Source organism: Cellulosimicrobium marinum, from assembly GCF_020551945.1.
GTDB lineage: Bacteria > Actinomycetota > Actinomycetes > Actinomycetales > Cellulomonadaceae > Cellulosimicrobium > Cellulosimicrobium marinum.
Genome location: NZ_JAJBZH010000002.1, coordinates 40,187 through 63,106 on the forward strand (window position 1 = coordinate 40,187; position 22,920 = coordinate 63,106).

General features: G+C 73.5%; 20 protein-coding genes and 1 tRNA gene. 9 read left to right on the forward strand and 12 right to left on the reverse strand.

What is annotated here, in order from left to right:
* Positions 1 to 82 precede the first annotated feature (82 nt).
* Positions 83 to 970: an endonuclease/exonuclease/phosphatase family protein gene (locus LGQ04_RS04010; RefSeq protein WP_229242428.1), complete on the reverse strand. Its 888-nt coding sequence runs from the start codon at positions 968 to 970 to the stop codon at positions 83 to 85.
* A complete protein-coding gene (locus LGQ04_RS04015) occupies positions 967 to 2,163 on the reverse strand; it encodes a pyridoxal phosphate-dependent aminotransferase (protein ID WP_229242996.1) in 1,197 nt (398 codons plus the stop codon). Before LGQ04_RS04015 ends, LGQ04_RS04010 begins: the two co-directional genes overlap by 4 nt.
* Before the next feature lie 172 nt (positions 2,164 to 2,335).
* Here LGQ04_RS04015 and LGQ04_RS04020 point away from each other — a divergent pair, with 172 nt between their 5' ends.
* Positions 2,336 to 2,914: a DnaJ family domain-containing protein gene (locus tag LGQ04_RS04020; RefSeq protein ID WP_229242429.1), complete on the forward strand. Its 579-nt coding sequence runs from the start codon at positions 2,336 to 2,338 to the stop codon at positions 2,912 to 2,914.
* A 74-nt stretch (positions 2,915 to 2,988) separates the two neighbouring features.
* On the opposite strand, the gene LGQ04_RS04025 is transcribed toward LGQ04_RS04020, so the two are convergent.
* A complete protein-coding gene (locus LGQ04_RS04025) occupies positions 2,989 to 4,314 on the reverse strand; it encodes a glycosyl hydrolase family 18 protein (RefSeq protein WP_229242430.1) in 1,326 nt (441 codons plus the stop codon).
* 196 nt (positions 4,315 to 4,510) lie between these two features.
* On the opposite strand from LGQ04_RS04025, the gene LGQ04_RS04030 reads away from it, so the two are divergent.
* Positions 4,511 to 5,671: an alpha/beta hydrolase gene (locus LGQ04_RS04030; protein WP_229242431.1), complete on the forward strand. Its 1,161-nt coding sequence runs from the start codon at positions 4,511 to 4,513 to the stop codon at positions 5,669 to 5,671.
* 47 nt (positions 5,672 to 5,718) lie between these two features.
* Here LGQ04_RS04030 and LGQ04_RS04035 read toward each other — a convergent pair whose 3' ends face one another.
* Positions 5,719 to 6,255: a low molecular weight protein-tyrosine-phosphatase gene (locus tag LGQ04_RS04035; RefSeq protein ID WP_229242432.1), complete on the reverse strand. Its 537-nt coding sequence runs from the start codon at positions 6,253 to 6,255 to the stop codon at positions 5,719 to 5,721.
* Positions 6,256 to 6,328: 73 nt separating this feature from the next.
* Here LGQ04_RS04035 and LGQ04_RS04040 point away from each other — a divergent pair, with 73 nt between their 5' ends.
* Entirely contained in the window at positions 6,329 to 7,234 is a 906-nt protein-coding gene (locus LGQ04_RS04040; RefSeq protein ID WP_229242433.1) for an NmrA family NAD(P)-binding protein, read from the forward strand.
* A 316-nt stretch (positions 7,235 to 7,550) separates the two neighbouring features.
* Here LGQ04_RS04040 and LGQ04_RS04045 read toward each other — a convergent pair whose 3' ends face one another.
* Positions 7,551 to 8,384, reverse strand: a complete 834-nt coding sequence (locus LGQ04_RS04045) for a class I SAM-dependent methyltransferase (protein WP_229242434.1) — start codon at positions 8,382 to 8,384, stop codon at positions 7,551 to 7,553.
* Between the two features lie 168 nt (positions 8,385 to 8,552).
* Between LGQ04_RS04045 and LGQ04_RS04050 the strand changes: the two genes are divergently transcribed.
* Genes LGQ04_RS04050 through LGQ04_RS04060 form a run of 3 tightly spaced genes read left to right on the forward strand, consistent with a single transcriptional unit; the run spans position 8,553 to position 11,103 of the window.
* Positions 8,553 to 9,560 carry a WXG100 family type VII secretion target gene (locus LGQ04_RS04050; protein ID WP_229242435.1) on the forward strand — a complete coding sequence of 336 codons (1,008 nt, stop codon included), beginning with the start codon at positions 8,553 to 8,555 and terminating at the stop codon, positions 9,558 to 9,560.
* Positions 9,557 to 10,369, forward strand: a complete 813-nt coding sequence (locus tag LGQ04_RS04055; RefSeq protein ID WP_229242436.1) for a hypothetical protein — start codon at positions 9,557 to 9,559, stop codon at positions 10,367 to 10,369. Before LGQ04_RS04050 ends, LGQ04_RS04055 begins: the two co-directional genes overlap by 4 nt.
* A complete protein-coding gene (locus tag LGQ04_RS04060) occupies positions 10,366 to 11,103 on the forward strand; it encodes a hypothetical protein (RefSeq protein ID WP_229242437.1) in 738 nt (245 codons plus the stop codon). The genes LGQ04_RS04055 and LGQ04_RS04060 overlap by 4 nt, the downstream gene beginning before the upstream one ends.
* A 6-nt stretch (positions 11,104 to 11,109) precedes the next feature.
* On the opposite strand, the gene idi is transcribed toward LGQ04_RS04060, so the two are convergent.
* The 4 genes from idi to LGQ04_RS04080 all read right to left on the reverse strand — a co-directional run bounded on the left by idi (position 11,110) and on the right by LGQ04_RS04080 (position 18,531).
* Positions 11,110 to 11,706, reverse strand: coding sequence for an isopentenyl-diphosphate Delta-isomerase (idi, locus tag LGQ04_RS04065; RefSeq protein ID WP_229242438.1), 597 nt, complete (start codon positions 11,704 to 11,706; stop codon positions 11,110 to 11,112).
* Positions 11,707 to 11,927: 221 nt separating this feature from the next.
* Positions 11,928 to 16,439, reverse strand: coding sequence for a TIM barrel protein (locus LGQ04_RS04070; RefSeq protein ID WP_229242439.1), 4,512 nt, complete (start codon positions 16,437 to 16,439; stop codon positions 11,928 to 11,930).
* 344 nt (positions 16,440 to 16,783) lie between these two features.
* The gene (locus LGQ04_RS04075; RefSeq protein ID WP_229242440.1) at positions 16,784 to 18,160 is read right to left on the reverse strand and encodes a permease prefix domain 1-containing protein; all 1,377 of its coding nucleotides are present in this window, start codon (positions 18,158 to 18,160) and stop codon (positions 16,784 to 16,786) included.
* Positions 18,157 to 18,531, reverse strand: a complete 375-nt coding sequence (locus tag LGQ04_RS04080; protein WP_229242441.1) for a PadR family transcriptional regulator — start codon at positions 18,529 to 18,531, stop codon at positions 18,157 to 18,159. Before LGQ04_RS04080 ends, LGQ04_RS04075 begins: the two co-directional genes overlap by 4 nt.
* A gap of 211 nt (positions 18,532 to 18,742) precedes the next feature.
* Here LGQ04_RS04080 and LGQ04_RS04085 point away from each other — a divergent pair, with 211 nt between their 5' ends.
* Positions 18,743 to 19,330: a hypothetical protein gene (locus tag LGQ04_RS04085; protein ID WP_229242442.1), complete on the forward strand. Its 588-nt coding sequence runs from the start codon at positions 18,743 to 18,745 to the stop codon at positions 19,328 to 19,330.
* A gap of 4 nt (positions 19,331 to 19,334) precedes the next feature.
* Here the strand turns inward: LGQ04_RS04085 and LGQ04_RS04090 are convergent, their stop codons facing one another.
* The 3 genes from LGQ04_RS04090 to LGQ04_RS04100 form a co-directional block, all read right to left on the reverse strand.
* Complete coding sequence (locus LGQ04_RS04090) at positions 19,335 to 20,090, reverse strand: SDR family oxidoreductase (protein WP_229242443.1); 756 nt, start codon at positions 20,088 to 20,090, stop codon at positions 19,335 to 19,337.
* 90 nt (positions 20,091 to 20,180) lie between these two features.
* Entirely contained in the window at positions 20,181 to 21,128 is a 948-nt protein-coding gene (locus tag LGQ04_RS04095; RefSeq protein ID WP_229242444.1) for an NAD(P)-dependent alcohol dehydrogenase, read from the reverse strand.
* 154 nt (positions 21,129 to 21,282) lie between these two features.
* Positions 21,283 to 21,366 (reverse strand) — tRNA-Leu (locus LGQ04_RS04100).
* Between the two features lie 319 nt (positions 21,367 to 21,685).
* On the opposite strand from LGQ04_RS04100, the gene LGQ04_RS04105 reads away from it, so the two are divergent.
* Together LGQ04_RS04105 and LGQ04_RS04110 are read left to right on the forward strand one after the other, a co-directional pair.
* Entirely contained in the window at positions 21,686 to 22,393 is a 708-nt protein-coding gene (locus LGQ04_RS04105) for an FHA domain-containing protein (protein WP_229242445.1), read from the forward strand.
* A gap of 10 nt (positions 22,394 to 22,403) precedes the next feature.
* Positions 22,404 to 22,913 carry an FHA domain-containing protein FhaB/FipA gene (locus LGQ04_RS04110; RefSeq protein WP_229242446.1) on the forward strand — a complete coding sequence of 170 codons (510 nt, stop codon included), beginning with the start codon at positions 22,404 to 22,406 and terminating at the stop codon, positions 22,911 to 22,913.
* Positions 22,914 to 22,920: the final 7 nt, after the last annotated feature.

Sequence of the window (22,920 nt, forward strand, 5' to 3'; positions counted from 1 at the left end):
GACGGACGCCCGCTTCGGCCCCCGGTTCACCCTCCGCGGTCCCGCTTTGGGCGGGTTTGCCGGGCCGACGCACCGCGGGGCGTCACGTCGCGACGGCCACGTCCACGACGACGGCGCGATGGTCCGAGATCCCGGTGTCGACGGCGATCGCCTGCCCGACCGGACGCACGACCGGCTCGTGGGTCGCAGGAGACCGGTCGGGGTCCCTCGGGGCGTCGACGAGGACGTGGTCGATCTGGCGCACGGGGTCGTCGGACGGGTGGGTGAGCACGTCGGCGAGCGAGGTCCACCCCGTGAGGACCGCGGGCTCGGGGGCCCGCAGGTTGAGGTCGCCGAGCAGCACGAGCGGCCGGGGAAGCTCGTCGCACGCCCGTGCGAGCGCACGGAACTGGTCGGCCGTGAACTCGGGGCGCGGCGTCGTGTGCGTGGACACGACCGTCAGAGGTCCCCACGGCGTGCGCACCGCCGCGGCGAGCGCCGCCCGCGGCTCGTCCGGGACGACCCGCAGCGGGACGACCCGGCCGACGCCCGTGGCGTCGGGGCGCCGTCGGACCCGGGCCCGCCACGGCATCCGGGCGAGCTCGGTCCGCGCCCACCGGTCCACGGGGAACCGGCTCACGAGGCCGATCCCGTACGTCGGCACGCCCCGTCTCCGCGGCGCGCCCCGGCCGGGCCGGGCGGCGCGCCGGTACGCGCCCAGACGGCCGCGCAGCGTCGGCGCGAGGTGCCACTCGTCGGCCCCGAGCGCCTGCGCCGCCAGCGCCACGAGGTCCACGCGCCCCGAGCGCGGGCTGTCGCGCTCCACCTCCTGCAGGGCGAGCACGTCGGCGTCCAGGTGCGCGACGGCGCGGGCGAACCGCTCGGGGTCCACCGTCCCGTCGGGCGCGGCGCCGTGCAGCACGTTGAACGTGGCGAGGCGCAGCGTCCCGGGTGGGCGCGGGGGGAGGGCCTCGCCCGGTGGGGTGCTCATCGGCGCAGCGTGGCACGCCAGGCGACGATGCGCTCGACGGCGTCGGCGACCGTCGTGGGCGCGGCCGCGAAGGACAGCCGGACCCAGTCGCGGCCCGCGACGCCGTCGAAGTCGGTCCCGGGCGTCAGCGCGACGCCGGCCTCCGCGAGCAGCCGCTCGCACCACGTGACCGAGTCCATGCCGTCGCCGGACACGTCGGCGTAGACGTAGAACGCGCCGTCGGCCGGGGCCACCCGGGACCAGCCGAGGTCGTCGAGCCGGGACAGCACGAGCGCGCGCGACGCCGCGTAGCGCGCCACGTTCTCCTCCGCGGCGGCATACCCCTCCGGGGTGAACGCCGCGACGCCCGCGTGCTGGGCGAGGGCCGGCGGGGAGAGCGCGACGTTCCCCGCGAGCGCGTCCACCGGCCCGACGAGCTCGTCGGGCAGCACGAGCCAGCCCAGCCGCCACCCCGTCATCGCCCAGAACTTCGAGAACGAGCTGACGACGACCGCGCCGTCCGCGGTGTACCGGGCCGCGGTCGGGGAGCCCGCACCGGCTGTACGAGAGGAGGTGCCGTCGTCGTACACGATGCCGTGGTAGATCTCGTCGCTGATCAGGCGCACGTCGTGGTCGGCGCACCACCCCGCGACGGCGGCGAGCTCGTCCGGCCGGATCGACGTCCCCGTGGGGTTCGCGGGGCTCGCGAGCACCAGCCCGTCCAGGCCGCCCTCGTAGTAGGCGCCCATCAGCTGCGGCACCGTCGGCTGGTACCGGGTCGACGGACCGCAGTCCAGCTCGACGACCTCGCACCCCAGCGCGCTGAGGATGTTCTTGTACGCCGGGTACCCGGGCCGGGCGAGCGCGACCCGGTCGCCCACGTCGAACGCCGCGAGGAACGCGAGGAGGAACCCGCCGCTCGACCCCGTCGTGACGGCGATCCGCGCCGGGTCCACCTCGACGTCGTACCAGCGGCCGTAGTGCGCCGCGATCTCGCGCCGCAGCGCCGGGACGCCGAGCGCCTCCGTGTACCCGAGGTCGCCGCTCTCGAGCAGCTCGATCGCCCGGCGCCGCACGACGTCCGACGCGCCCGTCGCAGGCTCGCCCGCGCACAGGTTGAGCACCGACGCGCCCGCGTCGCGCAGCCGGTTCGCCTCCGCGAGCACCTCCATGACGGCGAACGGGGGCACGTGGGAACGGCGCGAGACCTTCATCGACCCGGACATGTGCCCATCATGCCGGTGCCGAACCCGGGCTTGTTCGGCATGGTCGACGCCGCGTGCCCCACAACCCGGGGTTCGGCACCGTCGTCCGCCCGGGACGGACGTGGACGCGCGCCTAGGGTGGGAGGAGAGCCGCGACGAGCGACCGCCCGAGGAGGACACCGTGTTCCGACGACGCCGCGACCCCGACGAGCCCACGACCGACGACCCGGTGCGCCGCGCGGCGCAGTACCGCGTCGACCGGGAGGTCGAGCGCGAGGAGGCGGAGGGGGCCGCCCCTGACGACCGTCCCAGCGGCCGTTCGGGGGACCGTCCGGGGGACGACGACGAGACGGTCCGCACGCCGCGGCGGGTCCGCCCGGAGGACCGTGCCCGCTACGTCGACACGGTGATCGACCAGGCGATCCGGCGCGGCGAGTTCGACGACCTGCCGCTCGCGGGCAAGCCGATCCCGGGGCTGACGGGGCGGCACGACCCGGACTGGTGGTTGAAGGGTGTGATCGAGCGCGAGCAGCTTACGGGCCTCGGTCCGCCGGCGATGCTGCTCAAGTCCGAGGACCGCGGTCTCGACGACCGCCTCGACCAGGAGGTGGACGAGGCGGCCGTGCGGGAGATCCTCGCGGACTTCAACGCGCGCGTGGTCGACGCGCGACGTCAGCTCCTCGGCGGACCGCCCGTCGTGACGCCGACGCGCGACGTCGACGCCGAGGTCGCCCGCTGGCGCGAGCGCCGCACCCGCTGAGTGCGGGGGATATGTCGTCCAGAGCCGGTCCGGACGACGAATCTCCCGCACTCAACGGGTCGGGTGGGCTCCGGTCAGCGGCCCTGCAGCGCGCTGACGGTGTCGCCGAACGTCCAGCCGCGCGAGCCGTCCCAGTTGATCGACCACGTCATGAGGCCCTTGAGCCGCGACGCGTACGGCTGGTACGCCTGCGTCACGAGCGACGGTGTCATGTACCCGCCGCCGGCGCCCTGCTGGGCGGGGAGCCCCGGCACCTGCTTGTCGTACGGGACCTTGATGGTGACGCCCTGGATGACGAGGCCGGCGTTCAGGCAGTCGGTCTGCTTCTGGAAGCCCAGCACCGTGCCCGCGACGTAGGAGTCGCCGCTGCACCCGTACATCGAGCCGTTGTAGTACTGCATGTTCAGCCACCACAGGCGCCCGTTGTCGGCGTACTTCTTGATGATCGGCAGGTAGGAGCCCCAGATGGAGCCGTAGACGACGCTCCCGCCCGTGACGTAGGCCGTCTCGGGCGCCATGGTGAGCCCGAAGCCGCTCGGCATCTCCGCGAGGACCCCGTCGATGATGCGGACGAGGTTCGCCTGGGACGTCGAGAGCTGGTTGATGTTCCCGCTGCCCGTCAGACCGGTCTCGATGTCGATGTCGATGCCGTCGAAGTGGTTGTCGCGCAGGATCGGCACGACCGTCTCGACGAACCGGTCCGCGACGGCCTGGCTCGACAGGTCGATCCCGGCGGTGGCGCCGCCGATCGACAGGAGCAGGCGCGTGCCGTCGGCCTTCGCGGCGCACATCTCGGCGGGCGTCGGCACGTCGACGGTGCTGTCCATGCCGTCCTCCCACAGGACGGTGCCGTCGGACAGGATGACGGGGAAGGCGAGGTTGATGACGTTGTACCCGTGCTGCGAGATCCGCGGGTCGTCGATCGGGATGTGCCCGAGACCCGGGTGCACGCCGTTGGACGCGCCGTCCCAGTTCTCCCAGTACCCGTGCAGCACCTTGCCCGCGGGTCGTCCCTGCACCCCGCACCCCGTGGGCGGGTCGGTCGGCGGGTCCGTCGGCGGGTCGGTGGGCGGGTCCGTGGGCGGGTCGGTCGGCGGGTCGGTGGGCGGGGTCGTCGGCTCGCACGCCCCGCCGTCGGTCCACAGCGTCGGTGTGGCGGCCGGGTTCCAGCCCGTGCCCGTCCAGGCCGTGTGCGTGACGCGCGCCGTGTAGAGCCGCGCGGAGTACCGGACCGCCGCGCCCGCGGCGTAGGTCGACCCCTCGGTCCACTGCGTGCTCGGGCACGCGACGGCGGCCGCCGGAGACGCGCCCCCGGGCAGGGCGGCGGAGCCGGCGACGAGCGTCGCGGCCAGGGCGACGGCTGCGGCTCCGGCGAGCAGCGGCTTCGGGCGAGCTCTCACGACGCACCTCGGTTTCCTCGCGCGGCGGCCGGGGCGGGCGCCGTCGGCCGTTCTCCGGCCAGTCTGCAAGCGGGGGACCGGGCCGCACATGAGGGATCCCCACACGCGACCACGCGCGGGGGTACGGGTGCTCCCGGACCGGTGGGGCGCCGTCGCGCACCGGGCGGACGACGGCCCACCGATCTAGGGTCGCCGCATGGCCGAGTGGCAGCCCGACGTCCTGGGGGACGACTACGAGCGGCTCACGCTCCCGCTCCCGCCCGACACCGAGGGCGAGGTGGTGGCGACGCTCGTGCGGCGCCGTCGGGCGGAACCGACGGCGCACGACGCGGAGCCGTACCTCGACGTGCTGTACGTGCACGGCTGGTCGGACTACTTCTTCCAGACGGAGCTCGCGGAGTTCTGGGAGGCGCACGGCGCGCGCTTCCACGCGCTGGACCTGCGCAAGTACGGCCGGAGCCTGCGCCCGCACCAGACCCCGGGGTTCGTCTCCGACCTGGGCACGTACGACGAGGACCTCGACGCGGCGCTCGCCGCGATCGGGCACGGCGCGCACCGCACGACGCGGCGCCGGCTGGTGCTCATGGGTCACTCGACGGGCGGGCTGACGCTGAGCCTGTGGGCGGGCCGGAACCCGGGGCGGGCGTCGGCACTCGTGCTCAACAGCCCGTGGCTGGAGTTCCAGACGCGCGAGGTGGGGCGGATGCTCCTGGAGCCGGTCATCGGCGCGCGGGCGCGCCTCACGCCGAACCGTCCGCTGCCGAACGTGGACCTGGGCTTCTACACGCGGTCGGTGAGCCGGGACTTCGACGGCGAGTGGGACTACGACCTGGCGTGGCGTCCGCAGCACGGGTTCCGCACGACGCCCGCGTGGCTGTCGGCGATCTTCCACGGGCAGCAGACGGTCGCGCGGGGCCTGGGCATCGGCGTCCCGGTGCTCGTGCTGCTGTCGGCGCGGAGCACGCTCGCGCCGCGGTGGGTCCCCGAGATGGCGCACACGGACACGGCGATCGACGTGGACGGGGTGGCGCGGCGCTGCGTCCAGCTGGGTGACCTCGTCACGGTGGCGCGGATCGACGGCGCCCTGCACGACGTCGTGCTGTCGGCCCGGCCGGTCCGCGCCCTCGCGTACGGGCGGCTCGCGCAGTGGCTGGCGGCGTACCTGCCCGCTCCGGCGCGTCCGGAGCCGGACGAGACGCCCGCACGGCCCGTCCGGGACGACGCCGCGGCGTCGGGCGGGCGCGAGCGGCGCCTCGGCCAAGTGCTCGGCGGGTGGGCGCGGCGGGTCGCGCGCGCGGCGGGCTCGGCCGTCGGGCACGTGCGGGGGCGCGTGCGGCGCCGCCGCCCGGTCCGCTGACGCCCGGTCTGCCCCGACGACGGCAGGCCCGACGACGGCAGACCCGCTCAGTCCTGCGACGCCGCCCGGGCGTCGAGCGCGCGACGCACGTGGTCGACGACCGCGTCCGCCGCGGCCTCGACCTCGTCGAGGCACGTCTCGAAGTCGCGCGGACCGCCGTACCAGGGGTCGGCGACGTCGAGCGCGCTCTCCCCGGCGCCGGGGGCCGCGGTGGGGGCGGCGGGGTCGAACGAGCGGTACATCCGCACGCGCCCGGCCGTGGCGTCGTCGGCCGCGAGCCGCCGCAGGGCGCGCGCGTGCTGCGCGGTCATGGCGAGGACGAGGTCGCGGGTCGCGACGTCGTCGCGCGTGACGCGGCGCGCCCGGTGCTGGTCGTCCACCGGGTAGCCGCGCGCGACGAGCGCCGCGCGGGCCCGCGGGTCGACGGGGTGGCCCCGCTCCTCGTCGCTCACCCCCGTCGAGTCCACGACGACGCGCCCGCCGAGGCCCGCGGCCTCGAACCGGTCGCGCAGCACCACCTCGGCCATCGGGGAGCGGCAGATGTTGCCGGTGCACACGGTCATGACGCGGTAGGGCTCGGGCATGCCCCCATTGTGGCCCGCCCACGACGCCGCAGGTCAGCGGGCGGGCCCGCGCGCCCGCGTCTACCGTGAGGTCATGACGATCAGGACGGGCGGGGGCCGTGTCGCGGTCACCGGGGCGAGCGGGCTGCTGGGCTCGCGGCTCGCGTTCCGGCTCGCGGCCGAGGGCGCGCCCCAGCGTCTCGTGGTGCGCGACGCCGCCCGCGCGCCCCGGCTGGAGGACGACCCGCTCCCGGAGTCCGAGGTGGCGGTCGTCGGCGGGTACACGGACACGCGCGCGATGCTCGCGGCGTTCACGGGGTGCGACACGGTGTTCCTCGTGTCCGCCCGTGAGGACGCCGAGCGGGTCGCGGCGCACCGCGCGGCGGTGGACGCCGCCGTCGCCGCGGGCGTCGAGCGGATCGTGTACACGTCGTTCGTCGGCGCGGCGCCCGAGGCCGTGTTCACGTTCGCGCGGGACCACTGGCGCACGGAGGAGTACGTGCGCGCCACGGGGCTGCGGTTCACGTTCCTGCGCGACAACCTCTACCACCACGCGCTCGCGCACATGGCGGGCGAGGACGGGGTGCTGCGCGGCCCGGGCGGCGACGGGCTCGTCGCGTCGGTGTCGCACGACGACGTGGCCGACGTCGCGACGGCCGTCCTCCTCGACGAGGACCCGCGTCGGCACGACGGCGCCACGTACGACGTCACGGGCCCGCAGGCCCTGTCCCTGGAGGACGTCGCTCGCGCCCTGTCCGCGGCGAGCGGCCGGGAGGTGCGCTACGAGGCGGAGACGGTGGAGCAGGCGTACGCGTCGCGCGAGCGCTACGGCGCGCCGCGGTTCGAGGTGGACGGGTGGGTGTCGTCGTACACGGCGATCGCCGCGGGCGACCTGGCGGACGTGAGCGACGTCGTGCCGCGGTTCACCGAGCGTCCGGCGCAGTCGTTCGCGACGTGGCTGGAGGACAACCCGCAGGAGTGGGCGCACCTCGTCCCCTGACGCTCGTCCTCCCTGCGCGAAAACCCCTGGCGCGGTCCGTGCGGGCGGGCGTACCGTCGTCGGACACGCGAAAGGAGGTGATCCGAGCAGTGAAGACTCTTCGGACTCGTGAGGTGGCCGCGCGCTAGTCGTCGCGCGACCGATTCGACTGACGGACCGGATGCGGTGAGCCCGTGAACCGGGCGGGGCCTCCCGAGGGGAGGCTCCCGACGGCGAGCGAGTACCACGCGACCACCGGGGCCCGCGGGCGTCGTGCCCTCGTCCAGCACGACAGGAGGCGTCAGCCTCCGGCCCGCGGGCTTCTCCGTGCCCGGGTTCAGAACGGCCGGCGCGCCACGACGAGGAACCGGGGCGCCTCGTCGACGAACTCGTGGCCCGCGGCGAAGTAGAGGTGCAGCGCCCGCAACGGCGCCTCGAAGCGGGCGACGGCCTCCGGGGCCAGGCTCGCCAGACCGGGCACGAGCGCCGGCGTCGCCCGCACGAACGCGAGCAGCGACCCGAGGTCACGGAACCGGCGTCGCCCGTCGTGCTCGCGCGCCACGTCCACGACGAACCCGGCGTCGCGCAGCACGTCCTCCGCGGCCTCGAGCGTCACCGAGTCCGGGTCCCACGGCAGCTCGACGCCGAGGGCCGCGCACACGCGGATGCCGTCGCGCGAGTCCACCTGCTGCGTGAGGAACACGCCGCCCGGTGAGAGGACGCGGCCCACCTCGTCGGGGTCGAACTCCGCGTGCCGGTCCGTCACCACCGCGAACTGGGCGTCGAAGAACGGCAGGAGGACCTCCTCCGCCGTGACGGTCCGCACGTCGACGCCGAGCGGTTCGAGACGACGGCGCGCGACCGGCAGCTCCTGGGAGTGCGCCACCGTCCCCGCGGACCCGGCGGGCAGGGGCGCGCACGACGCGAGCAGCTCCCCGTCGCCGGTCCCGAGGTCGAGCACCGGGCCGCGGTCCCCGCCCACGAGGTCGCGGGCGAGCGCCGCGTAGTCCCACGGCGGCGGGTCCTCCGCCGCGCCGCCCGTCGCACCCGGCAGCGCGACGTCGCGCGCCCACGCGACGTGCTCCTCGAACGACGCCGCGGGGTCCGGCGGGGAAGGCGGGACGGGTCGGCTGCCGGCAGGGACGGGCTGGGACGGGACTCCGGCGGGCATGCCCCGATTGTGCCCCGCCCACCTGGGAGCGGGCGCCAGGCACAGCGGTGGGCAGCGCTCCCCATCGCTCGGTCGTCACGGCGCGCGGTAGCCTCCCCGGGCGCGCACCGTCGCGACGTCGCCGCCGGGTCCACCGGCACGACGGGGGAGCGGACCGAGGGAGACGACGTGAGCAGCGGTCTGTGGGGAGCGGACGTCACCGAGCTCCGCGCCCTGGCGGAGTCACTGCGGTCCGCGTCCGACCACCTCGTGGCGACGACGGCGCAGGTCACCTCCCTCGTCGAGTCGTCCACCCGGTGGCAGGGCGACGACGCCGGGCACTTCCGCAGCGAGTGGAGCGGCACCTCCGTGCCCCTGCTGCGCGGCGTGAGCCAGACCCTCGCCGACGCGTCGCAGGCGCTCCTGCGCAACGCCGACGAGCAGCACGGCACGAGCACCGAGGGTGGTGCGCTCCCGTCACCGGGCGTCCCTGCCCCGGGCATGCCGGGCACCCCCGCCGGGCCCCTGGGGGGCCCGGGCACGAACGGCAGCATCTGGAACCTGCTGGGTGTCGGCACGGCGGGCGTCGGCCTCCTCCTCGACGGGCTCAAGGGCTGGAAGGTCGGGACGGCACTCACCGGGTTCCTCCAGGCGAGCCGGCTCGCGGACGTGTCCGACGCCGCGGCGAGCGCCTCGGTCTTCGCACGCAACATGGTCTTCGCGGACGCCGAGGGGATCCTCGCCCGCCTGGGGACGTTCGGGCGCGCGGCGGGCGTCGTCGGCGGGGCGTTCAGCATCTACGGCGGCATGCAGCAGATGTTCAACACCCAGTACGACGGGGCCCGCGGCGGGGTGGACCGCGTCATGGGCGGCCTGTCCGTGGTGAGCGGCGCCGGGACGATCGGGCTCATGCTCGGCGCGGCGCCGCTCCTCGGGCCCGTCGGCGTGGGAGTCGTGGTCGGCGCGGGCATCGTGGCGGGCGCGTGGGCGCTCGGGAACGTCGTCGTGGACAACTGGGACGCCATCTCCGGGTTCGCTGCGAACCCCGGCCAGTACCTCGCCGACGGCTGGGACGACGTCACGGAGCTCGCCGGGAACGCCGCGGATACGATCGGGGACGTCGCGTCCGACGTCGGGGACGCGATCGGTGACGGGCTCTCCGCCGCCGGGGACTTCGTCGGAGGGCTCTTCTCGTGAGGGAGCAGACCACCATGCGCTGGTCGGCGGACGACATCGCCGCCGCCGAGGCCACGCTCGCCCGCGTCGTCCCCGGCGAGGCGACCTCGGTGGGTGTCCTCACGGACGAGGAGGTCGTCGTGCTCGACGGCCTCCAGCACGAGCAGCTCGTGCCCACCCCGTGGCTCGACGCCCAGGAGGGCGCCGACCGCACGCTCGTCGGCCGCGTCGCGCTGCGCTCCCTGCTGGCCCGCGGGCTCGTCGTGCCCGGCGGGGGCGACGGCACGGACGCGGGCGGTGGCGAGGACGTGTCGATCGAGGCCGTCCCGGAGATCACCGGGCCCCTGGTGCTGCGCCGCACGGCCGGGGCCATCCTCTCGGCCGAGCGTGTCACCTCCGGGGGTCGCCACTGGGTGTTCGCCTACGTCCACGAGGACGGGTGCGTGCTCGAGGAGGAGGTGTCCCGCAGCGGGCACCACTCGTTCGTCGTGTACCCGCTCGACCACCTCGGGGAACGCCTCGTCCCGTTCCTCGACCCGCAGCGCTCCGCCGTCCTCGACGGCCGGGAGCGCCGCCTCGACGCCGCCGAGCTGCGCGCGGGGGCGCCCACGACGCCGGGCCTGGCGACGGCGGTCGCTGCGACGACCCTGAGCGCGGTACGGGCCGGGTCCGACGAGCTCGTCAACGTCACCGTCTACGCGGGACCGGACGGCGTGTTCGCGCTGCGCGGCGCGGAGCGCGACGCCTCCGGTGCACCCGCGGCCTACACCCTGGCCGAGCTCGGTCCGGCGACGCTCGCCGCGCTGCCCGGCTCCCTGGTGGGCGCATGAGCGCGCGCACGGTCGTCACGGGAGACCGGGCCACGCGCAAGGTCCGGGCGACCGTGGCCCGCTACCCCGAGCTGGGTGCCCTGCGGCACGTGGAGGCGAACACACCGCCCGTGCGCGCGTACGTCGTGACGGTGCTCGTCGTCGTGGCGTTCTGCGCCGGGGTGGTGCTCGGCAACGGGGACGTCGTGGACGCGCTCGTCGTGGCTCCGGCCTGGGTGGCGATCGCCGCCACCATCCTGTGGTTCATCGGCTCGGAGAAGGTTCTCGTGCTGGAGAACGGCCTCGTGGTGGGGTCGTTCGCCCCGTTCCTGCGGCCCTACGTCGTGCCGTTCGGGGAGGTCGACGCGTGGTCCGTGCAGGCGGTGGACCGGTTCGCGCGGCTCGGGCGCATGGCGGCGGGCCAGGGGCTCTCGTCGACGGGTCGTGGCGCGCTGTGGTCGCGGTCGGCCGTGGTCTTCGTCGGGCCGTCCGCGGTGGTCGCGCGACGGCACCGCGCCCGCGTGGCAGGGACGCTGGACGTGCCGGAGCCCTCGGTCCGCGGCGGAACCCTGTGGTGGTTCGCGACGCGCGGCCGCCCCGACCGGCTCGTCCACGCGCTGGCCGCGGCGATGGTCGCGGCAGGCGTTCCCGGTGGGGACGGGGTCGCGGCGCGAGCGCTTCCCCCGACCGTGCTCACCGGCCGCCCGGAGGACGCGGCGGTCCAGCTCCCGGGCCTCGCGCCGCGGGGGCGCTAGCGACCCTCAGGCGGGGGCGGGGCCGAACGCGGCGGCGAGCTGCGCCGTCGGGCCGTCCGCGGGACCGGTCGCGGTCCGCAGGGCGGCGACCTGCAGCACCATCCACGGGCTGAACGCCCACGGCGTCGCGTCGACGGCCCGGGCGACCTGCGCGGCGTCGGCCCACGCGTGCTCCATGACCTCGTCGGGGTGGGGCACGACGTCGCCCACGGCCCGCGCGGTGTACACGGGGCAGATCTCGTTCTCCACGACGCCCGACGCGTCGACCGCCCGGTAGCGGAACCCGGGGACGGCGACCTCCAGGTCGGCGACCCGCATCCCCAGCTCGTGCTCGGCGTGGCGGGTGATCGACTCCTCGGTGGACTCCGTCCAGCGCGGGTGGCCGCAGAAGGAGTTCGTCCACACGCCCGGCCACGTGCGCTTCGCGAGCGCACGACGGGTGACGAGGAGGCGACCCGCGTCGTCGACGACGTAGCAGGAGAACGCGAGGTGCAGCGGGGTCTGCTCGGTGTGGACGGCGGAACGTTCGAACGTGCCGGTGCGCCGTCCGTCGTCGTCGACGGTGACGACGTGGTCGGCCACGACGGGGACGTGGGGGGTCATGTCGTCACTCTCGCACACCAGGAGTCGCCTCGGGAAAGGGCCGTGAAGGGGACCGGGACCGCGAAGTAGTACCGGAGTCCCGCGAGGGAGTACCGCAGCCCGCGAGGGAGTACCGGCGTCCATGACCTCGGTACTCCCTCGCGGGCTTGCGGTACTCCCTCGTGCCCCGAGGGCGGGTGAGGCGGAGTCGGACCCCGTCTCACCCGCCCGTCAGGGATGGATCAGCCGCAGCTGGACGCTGCGTACTCGGACTCGACCGTCGCCGTCCCCCCCTCGGCGTCGGTCGCGGTCACGCTGGCCGAACCGGCCTCGAACGACGTACCGCGGGTGTTGAACGCCTGGTAGGCGTTCGCACCCGGTGCGACGTCCTCGAACGTCCGGCTGCCGTAGGGCGTCTGGATCGTGATGTCGAGCGGGACGTCCTCGTCGTTGAGCGCACGGACCGCGAGGTAGGCCTTGCCGGCGAGGCACCGCGCCTGCGAGGTCACCGTGACGGTGCGCTCGTTCTCGCCGGCCTCCAGGCCGGTGAGGTACTCGAACCCGGTGGTGGCGAAGCTCTCGCCGTCAGCAGCACGGTCGTACTCCATGACGTAGTACGCCACGATGCCCTGCTCCTGCGCCTCGGCGAGGATGTCCTGCAGCGGCACCTCACCGTCACCGAGGTTGGTGAAGGTCGGACGACCCTCACCGCCCACGTTCGTCGCGTCCTTGACGTGCAGGAGCTCGATGCGGTCGCCGTACTCCTGCATCAGCTCGACCACGTCGACTCCGGCGTGAGCAGCCCACGCCACGTCCAGCTGGAACGTCACGTACTCCGGGTTCGTCTCGCGGACCAGGATCTCCCAGGCCGAGAGGGTCTCGCCCTCGTGCTCGTACGTCGTGCGGAACTCGTTGTCGTGGTTGTGGCCGAAGAACTTCCCGACCCCGGCCTCGACCGAGCGCTGACCCAGACGGTTCATCGTCTCGGCCGTCGCCAGCGTGTTCTCGTAGGTGCTGATGCCCGGCGAGGCGAAGCCGCCCGAGCCGACGTACTCCTGGCCCAGCGTCTTCACGAAGTCCAGCGTCGCGTCGAACGTCGCCTCGTTGGTGTTGTAGTGCGACGACTTCACGCTCAGGCCGTACGAGTCGGCCAGCGCCTTGAACTCCTCGGCCGTGTAGCCGGCGAAGTTCCCGCCGAACGGCTCGATCCGGGTGAACCCGATCTCGCTCAGTCGCTCCAGGACGGCCGGGAGGCCGATCTGGTTGACCCACGGGGTCAGCGAGAACATCTGGATGGACACCTGGTCGACCGGGACCGTGATCGGCTCCGTGGGCCCGCCGGCGTCCAGGCCGGTGAGGTACTCGAACCCGGTGACCGCGAAGTCCTCGCCCTGGGGCGCGACGTCGTACTCGAGCACGTAGTACGCGACGATGTCGAGCTCCTTGGCCTTGGCGAGGATGTCCTGCAGCGGCACCTCACCGTCACCGAGGTTGGTGAAGGTCGGACGACCCTCGCCACCGATGTTCGTCCCGTCCTTGATGTGCAGGAGCTCGATGCGGTCGCCGTACTCCTCCAGGAGCTCGACCACGTCGACTCCGGCGTGAGCAGCCCACGCCACGTCCACCTGGAACGTCACGAGCTCGGGGTCGGTCTCGCGGACCAGGATCTCCCAGGCCGAGAGGGTCTCGCCCTCGTGCTCGTACGTCGTGCGGAACTCGTTGTCGTGGTTGTGGCCGAAGAACTTCCCGACCCCGGCGTCCACCGAGCGCTGACCCAGACGGTTCATCGTCTCGGCCGTCGCCAGCGTGTTCTCGTAGGTGCTGATGCCCGGCGAGGCGAAGCCGCCCGAGCCGACGTACTCCTGGCCCAGCGTCTCCACGAACTCCAGCGTCGTGTCGAACGTCGCCTCGTTCGTGTTGTAGTGCGACGACGGGATCGACAGACCGTACGAGTCGGCCAGCGCCTTGAACTCCTCGGCCGTGTAGCCCGAGAAGGTGCCGCCGAACGGCTCGATGTTCACGAACCCGATCTCCGCCAGGCGCTCGAGCACGGCCGGGAGGCCCGCCTCGTTGACCCACGGGATGAGCGAGAACATGCCGATCGACACCTGCTCGACCGGAACCGTCACCGGCTCCACGGGCGCCTCACCGACGGTGAAGAACAGCTGGTCGACGTCGACGCCGCCCGTGCTCGTCACGACGATCGAGCCGGAGCCCTCCGGCACCTCGCTCAGCCACTGCGTGACGTCGGCCCAGCCGGTACCGGTGAACTCGAAGTCGGCGAGAGGCTCGGTGGCCTCCGCGCCCTCGCCGGTCCAGCCGAGGGACACGGTGCCCTCGCCGCTGCCGCGGACGGTGATCTCGTTGATCGCCTCCCCGGTCGGGGCGTGGTGCAGCGCGATCGGCGCGTAGGAGAACGAGTCGCCCTCGTCGAGCGAGGTGACGTACGCGCCGGCGTTCGCCGCCGCGTCGTCCACGACCTCGACGCCCTCGGCCGCGTCGAACCACTCGGCCTGCTGCGTCTCGGGCTTGAGGATGTGCGTCGCCTCGCCCGTGATGGACGGGACCTCGCCCTGCGCCCGGTCGGCGTAGGTCACGACGAGGGTGCCGTAGATCTTCTCGCCCTCACCGTGCTCGACCGCGTCCGCGCTCGTCTGGATGGTGAACCCGCAGCCGCCGTCGACGTCAGCGGCACGGCCGCTCACCTCGGGGTGCGCGTGCGTGTTGTGACCCAGGCCGAACGTGTACTGGATGTTGCGGCACGCCGACGGCGTGCTGCCGTCCTCGGCGTCCTCCACCGACACGACGTACTCGACGGCGTCACCCCAGTTGAAGATCCCGCCGTCCGGCTGGTCCAGCGTGATCTCCGGAGCGGTGTTGCCGACCGTGATCGCCTGGATCGCGAGACCGAAGTTGCCCTCGGGGTCCGTCACGCGCAGCTGCACGTTGTAGCGGCCCAGCTCGGTGAACGTGTTCGTCACCGTCTCGCCCTGCGCGTCGTACTCACCGTCGGCGTCGAAGTCCCAGTCGAAGACGAGCTCCGAGTTGGGCGTCTCCGCGTCGGTCGTCGCCGAGGCGTCGAACGTCACCTCGAGCGGCGCGGTGCTGCCCGAGATCGGGTCGGCCGAGATGAACGCCCGCGGCGTCGTGTTCTCGGACCCGTAGGTGACCTTGTACAGGCCCGCGTCCGGGTTCTGCCGGAAGAAGCCGTCGCCGTACTCGAGGACGTAGAGCGCGCCGTCGGGCCCGAACTCCATGTCCATGACGTTGTCCCAGATCGGCTGGTTCACCGTCTGGAGGTGACCGTTCGGCAGGAAGTCCTCCACCGCCGTGACCTCACCGTCGGACGAGAGCTCGTCCATGGTGAACGCCACCACGTAGTCCTGCGAGAACTCGGCCATGAACGGCTTGCCGTCCCAGTGCTCGGGGAACTTGACGTCCGAGTCGAGGTTCTCGTCGAAGCGGTAAATCGGGCCGCCCATCGGGGCCTGGCCGCCGCCACCGAGCTCGACCAGCGGGTCGAGGACCTCGGGCTGGTCGCCCGGGTTGTCGCCGTAGTAGACCTGCGGCGCCGTGGCCGGCGGGAGGACGTCCAGACCGGTGTTCCACGTCGAGTTGTTCTCGGCCCCGGCCTCGCAGTCGAACCACTCGCCGGGCGTCGCCGTCGCGAAGTCCCACTCGTTGTAGTTCGCGTTGGGGCCGTGGCAGTAGGGCCACCCGGAGTTCATCGGCTCCGTCGTGAGCTGCCACTCGACGTAGCCCATCGGGCCGCGGTCGGGGTTGGACGCGCCCGCGTCGGGACCGTAGTCGCCCCACACCAGCGCGCCCGACTCGAGGTCGTAGTCGATCCGGAACGGGTTGCGCACGCCGGTCACGTAGATCTCTTCGCGCACCAGGTCGGCCTGCTCGGCGTCGTCGAAGAGGTTCCCCGCGGGGATCGTGTACGTGCTGCCGGGGCCGACCTCGGTGTCGGCGGCGAGGTCCTCGATCGGGTTGATCCGCAGGATCTTGCCGCGCAGGTCGTTCGTGTTGCCGGCACCGCGACGGGCGTCGAAGCCGGGGTTCATGCCGGGGGCGTTGTTGTTCGGCGCGTAGCCGTTCGCACCGGGGGTGCTGGCCGGCGTGTTGTCACCGGTGGAGAGGAAGAGGTTGCCCTCCGCGTCCCACGCCATGTCGGCGCCGACGTGGCAGCACTGCCCGCGCTGCGCGTCGACCTTGATGATCTCGCGCTCGGTGGACAGGTCGATGGCGCTGGTCGACGGGTCCCACGTGAAGCGGGAGAGCACGTTGTAGCCGAGCCACCGGTCCCAGTAGCTCGCGTCCTCGCCGGCGGGCAGGGAGTTCGGCGCGCTGCCGGTCGGGGTGGTCTCGGGGTACTCGACCCCGGACGGCGACGTGCCGTCCATGACGCGGGGCGCGTACACCATGTAGAGGTAGTTGTTCTCCTCGAAGTTCGGGTCGAGGGAGATGCCCTGGAGCCCGTCCTCCGAGTTGGAGTAGACGTCCAGGTCGGCGATCTGGGTGGTCCGCCCGGTCGCCGTGTCCGTGAGGCGGACGACGCCGTCGCGGGCGGTGTGCAGGACTCGCGAATCCGGCAGCACGGCGAGGTCGATCGGCTCGCCCGTGTTCTTGCTCAGCAGGACCTTCTCGTAGTCGTTCCAGTCGACGACCTCGTGGAGGCCCGCCTCGTCGGCGACGGCTTCGGCCTCCTCCGCCGGTGCCGCGTTCGACGCGCTGATCGTCAGTGGTACCACCACCGCGGCGGACAACCCCGCGGCGAGTGTTCGGGACAGCCATCGGCGGCCCGTGGTTGGTCGGTGCACAACGTCCTCCTTGACGTGGATCGAGGAGCCCGAGGGGTTGCGTCGTCAACGAGGCGCCGTGATCGTCGTGCCGCCCCGCACGGATCGAAAACCATCGGTCAACCGGGAGTGCTCGACACCGAGACTCCCGTGTGGCGACAGGACGGTTCCCGCGCCACGCGACCGACCCTACCCACGACTTCTGCCGATGCCAATACCAAAGTTGGTAGGTATCTCTCCGGTTGCGTAGCCCGGACGCCTGAAGTAGAAGCCGTCGGGGCTGGTCGACCACCCGGTCAGACGAACCCGAAGACCGGCGGGACGACCACCACGACGACCGCCGCCCACACCGCGTACACGGGCAGGAACGACGTCTGCCACCGGGCGAGCGCGTCGAACGGCCGCCGACGCCGCAGGAACCCGAGCGACAGCAGCGCGGACCCGGCGAGGTGCACGAGGAGGAGGACGTTGAGGACGAGCGCGACGGCCTTGTTGGGGCTGACGCCGAACTCCGCGATCCGGCTCAGCATCGCCGTCAGGGCGACGGCGTCCACCGCGAGCGCGAGCCCCACGAGACCGAGCTGCAGCCCGTCGAAGAACGACGGCGGCGCCAGGGGGTCCCGGGCCGAGACGGAGTAGAGGAGCAGCGCGAGGACCAGCACGAGGATCGCGTCCATGAGGATGAGGAGCTCGCGGTCGACGTCGGCGAGGTCGCCCGCCGTCGCGAGGACGACGAACACGGCCACGAGCATGACGACCGTCAGCGGGGTGAACACCCGGGTGAGCACCGGGGCGATGTTCTCGACGACGTCCTGCTTGGCCTCGACGAGCCACGCAGCGACGACGAGCGCCCCCGGCACACAGAACGGCAGGATCCAGGACTCCAGGGAGGGCTCGAGGTCGACGCCCGCGAGGGAGAAGACGGCGGCCGTGAGCCCGAGCAGTACGCCGCCGCCGAGGGCGAGCAGCGCGAGGTAGATCGCGAGCTCACCGGTGAACCGCGCGAAGTCCATGCGGCGCGGGCCGGACCGCCAGCGCCCACCGACGTAGGCGACGCCGACGAGCGCCCACAGGAGGACGGGGGCGTGGAGGGCGGCGAGGACCTCGGTGGAGCTGGGGGAGGCGAACGGGTAGACGTTGAGCACGACGCCCGTCGCCGCGGCGACGGCGAGCAGGCCGAGGCCCACCGCCCACGTCAGGCGTCGCTTCCACGCGAGGTAGGCGCCGAGGAACGGCAGCACCAGGAGGCTCGCGTTGCGCAGGAGCACGGTCTCGTCGGGCGCGACGACCGTCGCGACCTTGACGGCGACGCCGGCGCCGACGGCGAGCGCGAGCACGACGGCGAGCTCGCGCCACGAACGCGTGCCGTCACCCGGGGTGTCGCGGACGAGGACGAGCTGCTTCCACAGGCGGTCGGAGTGCTCGCGCGCGAACTCGCGGGAGACGGAGTCGAGGTCGCCCATGCGCTTGACCGCGACGAGGAACGCCTCGTCGTCGTCGAGGCCCGTGGCGCGCAGGTCCTCGACCCGCTCGCGGAGGTGGTCCTCCATCTCGTCGACGTCGGCCGTGGAGATCGCCTCGCGGCGCCGCACGTAGCCGCGCCACTGGTCGATCTGGACCTCCAGGGCGGCGTGGGGGCCGGGGTTCGCGCCCCCGGCGCCCGCGGCCGTCACGCCCACCCCTCGGCGAGGCGGGCCGGGGGGACCGGGCCGGGCTGCGCCGTCCGCCACACCTGGGCGAGGGCGTCGGCGACGACGTCCCACTGGTGGCGGCGCTCCGCGAGAGCCTCGCGCCCGGCGGCGGTGAGGGCGTAGTGCTTGCGCCGCCGCCCGACGTCGGACACGCCCCACGACGCCTCGACGTGCCCGAGGCGTTCGAGACGGTGCAGGAGGGGGTAGAGCATGCCGTCGGTCCACTGCATGCGCCCGCCGGAGAGCTCGTCGACGCGCTTGAGGATCGCGTACCCGTAGGACTCGCCCTCCGCGAGGATGCCGAGCACGAGGGGCGTGGCGGACGCCGCGACCAGGTCCTTGTCGATGCGCACGGGGCGCCTCCTTCATACCTAGGACTGCAAGGGGTTAAACCCTAGCACCGCTAGGCATCGGCCGGCGTCGGCCGTCGACACCGTCCGGCGGGCGGACCGACCCGGCTCGCGGACACCCACTCGACCCGACCGAGGCGCTTATAGCGCGAGCCCCGCGATCTCGCACGGGGAAAGGTCCACAAACCTCGCGAAGCGTCGTAAGGTCTGGGCCGTGAACATCTACCTCGTGCTGTCGAAGAGCCGCACGGTGCTGTCGCGGACCATCGCGCTGGCCACGCGTGACGACTTCACGCACGCGTCGATCGCGCTCGACCCGGGCCTCGACCTGATGTTCAGCTTCGGCCGCCGACGTGCGGCCAACCCGTTCGTCGGCTGCTTCCGGCGCGAGCGCTTCGACGAGGGCCTGTACCGCGGCATGGACACCGTGCCGGGCGCGGTGATCGAGATCCCCGTGACCGCGCAGCAGCACGAGGCCGTGTGCGCGCGGATCAGCGAGTTCCTGCTCGACTCCCACGCCTACTCGTACAACGCCACGGGCCTCGTCAGCGTCCTCATCGGCCGTGGCTCCGAGGACGACACCCGGTTCTTCTGCTCCGAGTTCGTGTACCACGTGCTGCACGGGGCGGGCGTGTGTGACCTCGGCGTCGCGCGCTGGCAGGTCCGCCCGCAGATGCTGCTCGACGTGCCCGGCGACGTCGTCTTCCGGGGCGACCTCAAGGAGTACGCCGCCCGGCACCGGGTCGACGCCGTCCGGGCGGCCCTCGCGGTCGACGGCGCCGGGCTGCGCCTCCTCGCCTGAGAGGTCACCCCGTCGGCGCGCTCTCCAGCCAGCGGTCGAACGTGGTCGACGCCAGGGTGGCGCCCGGGTCGCCAGCGGCCGTCAGCGACCCGTCGCGCAGGCCGCGCCCCGCCACACCCGGCAGAGGCACCGGGACGACACGACGGCCGAGGCCACGTGCCCGCGAGAGGCGGCGCGCGGCGTCGTGCATCCGCAGGACCTCCGGACCGGCGAGGTCCGCGACCCGGCCCGACGGCCCCCGTTCCGCGAGCGCCACCAGTGCCTCGGCGACCTCGCGCGCGGCGACGGGCTGCGAGTGCATGAGCGGCACGAGGGAGAACGGGCCGATCGTCATGAAGCCGAGGGCCTGCTGCGCGAACTCGTGGAACTGCGCGGCGCGCAGCACGCTCCAAGGCCGGTCGCTCTCGGCGAGCAGGCGCTCCTGGAGGCGCTTGCCGTCGTAGTAGCCGGAGGGGACGTCGTCGATCCCGATGATCGACAGCGCCACGTGGTGCCCCACCCCGGCGTCCCGCTCCGCGGCGAGCAGCGACCGCGTGACCGCCCCGAAGAACGCCTCCGACTCCGCGCGCTTCTGCGTCGTGACGTTCGCGACGTCGATCACCGCGTCGACGCCGTCGAGCCGCTCGGGGAGACCCGCGCCCGTCGTGAGGTCGACCCCGGTGGACCGCGTCAGCGGCACCACCTCGTGGCCGCGCTCGCGCGCCACGTCCACCACGTGGGTCCCCACCGTCCCCGTCGCCCCTGCCACCGCGATCCGCATGCCACCGTCTCCTTCTGCTCGCGCCCCGGCCGGTGCCGACGCTCGTGCCCTCTCGACCGGGCAGGGGCGCGGGACGTGACACCGGCCGCGTCACGGGACGGTGACGACGACCTTGCCCTGCGTCGCTCCCGCCGCGAGGCGCGCCAGCGCGGCCGGCGCCTCGTCGAGAGGGACGACGGCGTCGACCGCCGTGGGCACGGCGCCTCGCGTGACGAGCTCGAGCACCTCGGCGAGGTCCGTCGCCGACTGCGGCACCACCAGCACGCCCACGTGCCGTCCGGTCGCCCGGCCCAGCAGCGCACCCACCGTCGGGATCCCGAGCAGCAGGTCCGTCCGCCCGCCGACCATCCGGTACGCCCCGCCCGACCGCACCGCACGGTGCACACGCCACGGGGCCCGGCGCGCCACGAGGTCGACGACGAGGTCGTACCGGTCCCGGTGCGTCGCCCAGTCCTCGTCCTCGTACGCGACGACATGCTCCGCGCCCAGCCGCCGCAGGTGCTCGGCCTTTCCCCGGCGGTCGACGGCGGTCACCTCCGCCCCCAGGTGACGGGCCAGCGCCACCACGAACGCCCCGCCCGCACCGTTCACGAGCACCCGGTCGCCGGGCCGCACGCCGCGCGTCGCCCGCAGCGCGATGCAGCCCGCCTGGGGGACCGTCGACGCCTCGACGAACGACAGGCCGGCCGGCTTCGCGACCAGCGTGCCCGGACGCGTCGCGACGAGCCCGGCCAGACCGCCCCGGTAGCCCGGCAGCTCGCCCACCACCTCGTCGCCCACCGCGAACCGCGACACCGCGCCGCCCACCGCCACGACGACACCCGCGACGTCGGACCCCGGGACCGGGACCCGCGGACGCCGCAGCCCACCGAGCCGCGAGTACAGCGGCCGCCCGACCAGGTTCTCGCGGTCCGACCCGTTGAGCGACACCGCCCGGACCTCGACCAGCACCTCGTCCGCAGCGGGCGTCGGGTCGGGCAGGTCCGCGACCCGCAGCACGTCCGGCGGCCCGTAGCCGTCCTGCACGACCGCGCGCATCACGCCCCCTCGCGTCCGCCGCCCGTCCGGTCGACGGGCGTCCAGCACGAGGCTAGCGCTGGCGGCACCTCTGGACGCAGAAAGTCCCGGCCAGGATCACCTGACCGGGACTTTCCGAGAGCCGTCCGGCTGACTCGCCGGACTCTCTCTCACGTGCGCGAGGGGGGAGTTGAACCCCCACGCCCTTTCGGGCACACGGACCTGAACCGTGCGCGTCTGCCTATTCCGCCACTCGCGCGTGCCGCAGAAGACTAGCACGGTCCCGCTCGCCCTCGAGCATGACGTCACTGCCGCTATCCGCCCGAGAACGACAGCAACGTCGTGCTCGGCGGCACCCCGGCGCCCGACGTTCACACCCTCCACCAGGAAGCCCCACATCCGTCCCGGAATCTCGCGACGAATCGGGCCGACGGCGCAGACGCGGTCGATACGATCTAGGTAGTCTGCCTGGACGCGGGTCTCCGGCCTGCGCGGCAGTCGCGCCGCACGCCGTGCGGGCGGGGGCACGAGTCGAGCACGAGCAGCACGCGGCGAGCACCGCAGCGGGAGGAGGTGGCATGGGAGTCTTGGACCGCTTCGAGAAGGGCGTCGAGCGCGTCGTCAACAACGCGTTCGCGAAGGTCGGGCGCAGCGAGGTCAAGCCCGTCGAGCTCGCGAGCGCCCTGCGTCGCGAGGTGGACGACCGCGCCGCCGTCGTGGACCGCACCCGGACCGTGGTGCCGAACGAGTTCACCATCGAGCTGTCGCCGGAGGACTTCGCGCAGGTCGAGGGCTGGGGTGCGGAGACCTTGGCGGACGAGCTGGCGTCGAACGTCACGCAGTACGCCGCGTCGCAGCACTACGCGTTCGTCGGGCCGGTGAGCGTGAGCTTCGAGCAGGGCGACGGTCTCGACACGGGCCGGTTCCAGCTCCGCTCCGCGAGCGTGCGGGGCAACGTGGCGCCCGCGACGTCGGCGTCCCCGAGCGCCCGCCACCCCCTGGTCGACATCGACGGGCAGCGCTACCTCCTTACCGGGCCGGTCACGGTGATCGGCCGCGGGTCGGAGGCGGACATCGTCGTCGACGACCCGGGCGTGTCCCGGCGGCACCTGGAGATCCGGGTGACCCCGGACGGGGTGATCGCGTCGGACCTGGGGTCGACGAACGGGCTGTTCGTGGAGGGCCACCAGGTCCCGGCGGCGACGCTGCTGGACGGGAACTCCCTGACGATCGGCCGCACCCGCATCATGTTCTGGACCGGCGCGTCCGACAACGAGGAGTGGTGATCCCGCCCCGATGACCGATCTCACGTTCACCCTGCTGCGGCTGGGCTACCTCGTGCTGCTCTGGGTGTTCGTGCTCTCCGCCATCGGTGTGCTGCGGCGTGACCTCTACGGCACCAAGGTGACGCCCCGCAAGGGCAAGCGGTCCGACGCCGGGGCGCGCGCGGGTGCGGCGGCGTCCGGTGCGGGGGCTGCCGCGGCCGCGGAGCCGGCCCGCCCGGCGGCACCGTCGGGCCCGACGCGCCTCGTCGTCACGGCGGGGCCGCTGCGCGGCACGACCGTCCCCCTGACGACGTCGTCGATCCTCATCGGCCGGGCGCCGAGCTGCACGCTCGTCCTCGACGACGACTACTCGTCGTCGCGCCACGCGCGGATCTTCCCCCAGCAGGGAGGCTGGTTCGTCGAGGACCTCGGCTCGACGAACGGCACGTACGTGAACGACCAGCGCATCGGCCAGGTCGTGCCCCTCGGGCCGGGCACGCAGGTCCGCATCGGCCAGTCCGTCGTCGAGCTGCAGAGGTAGCCCCCTG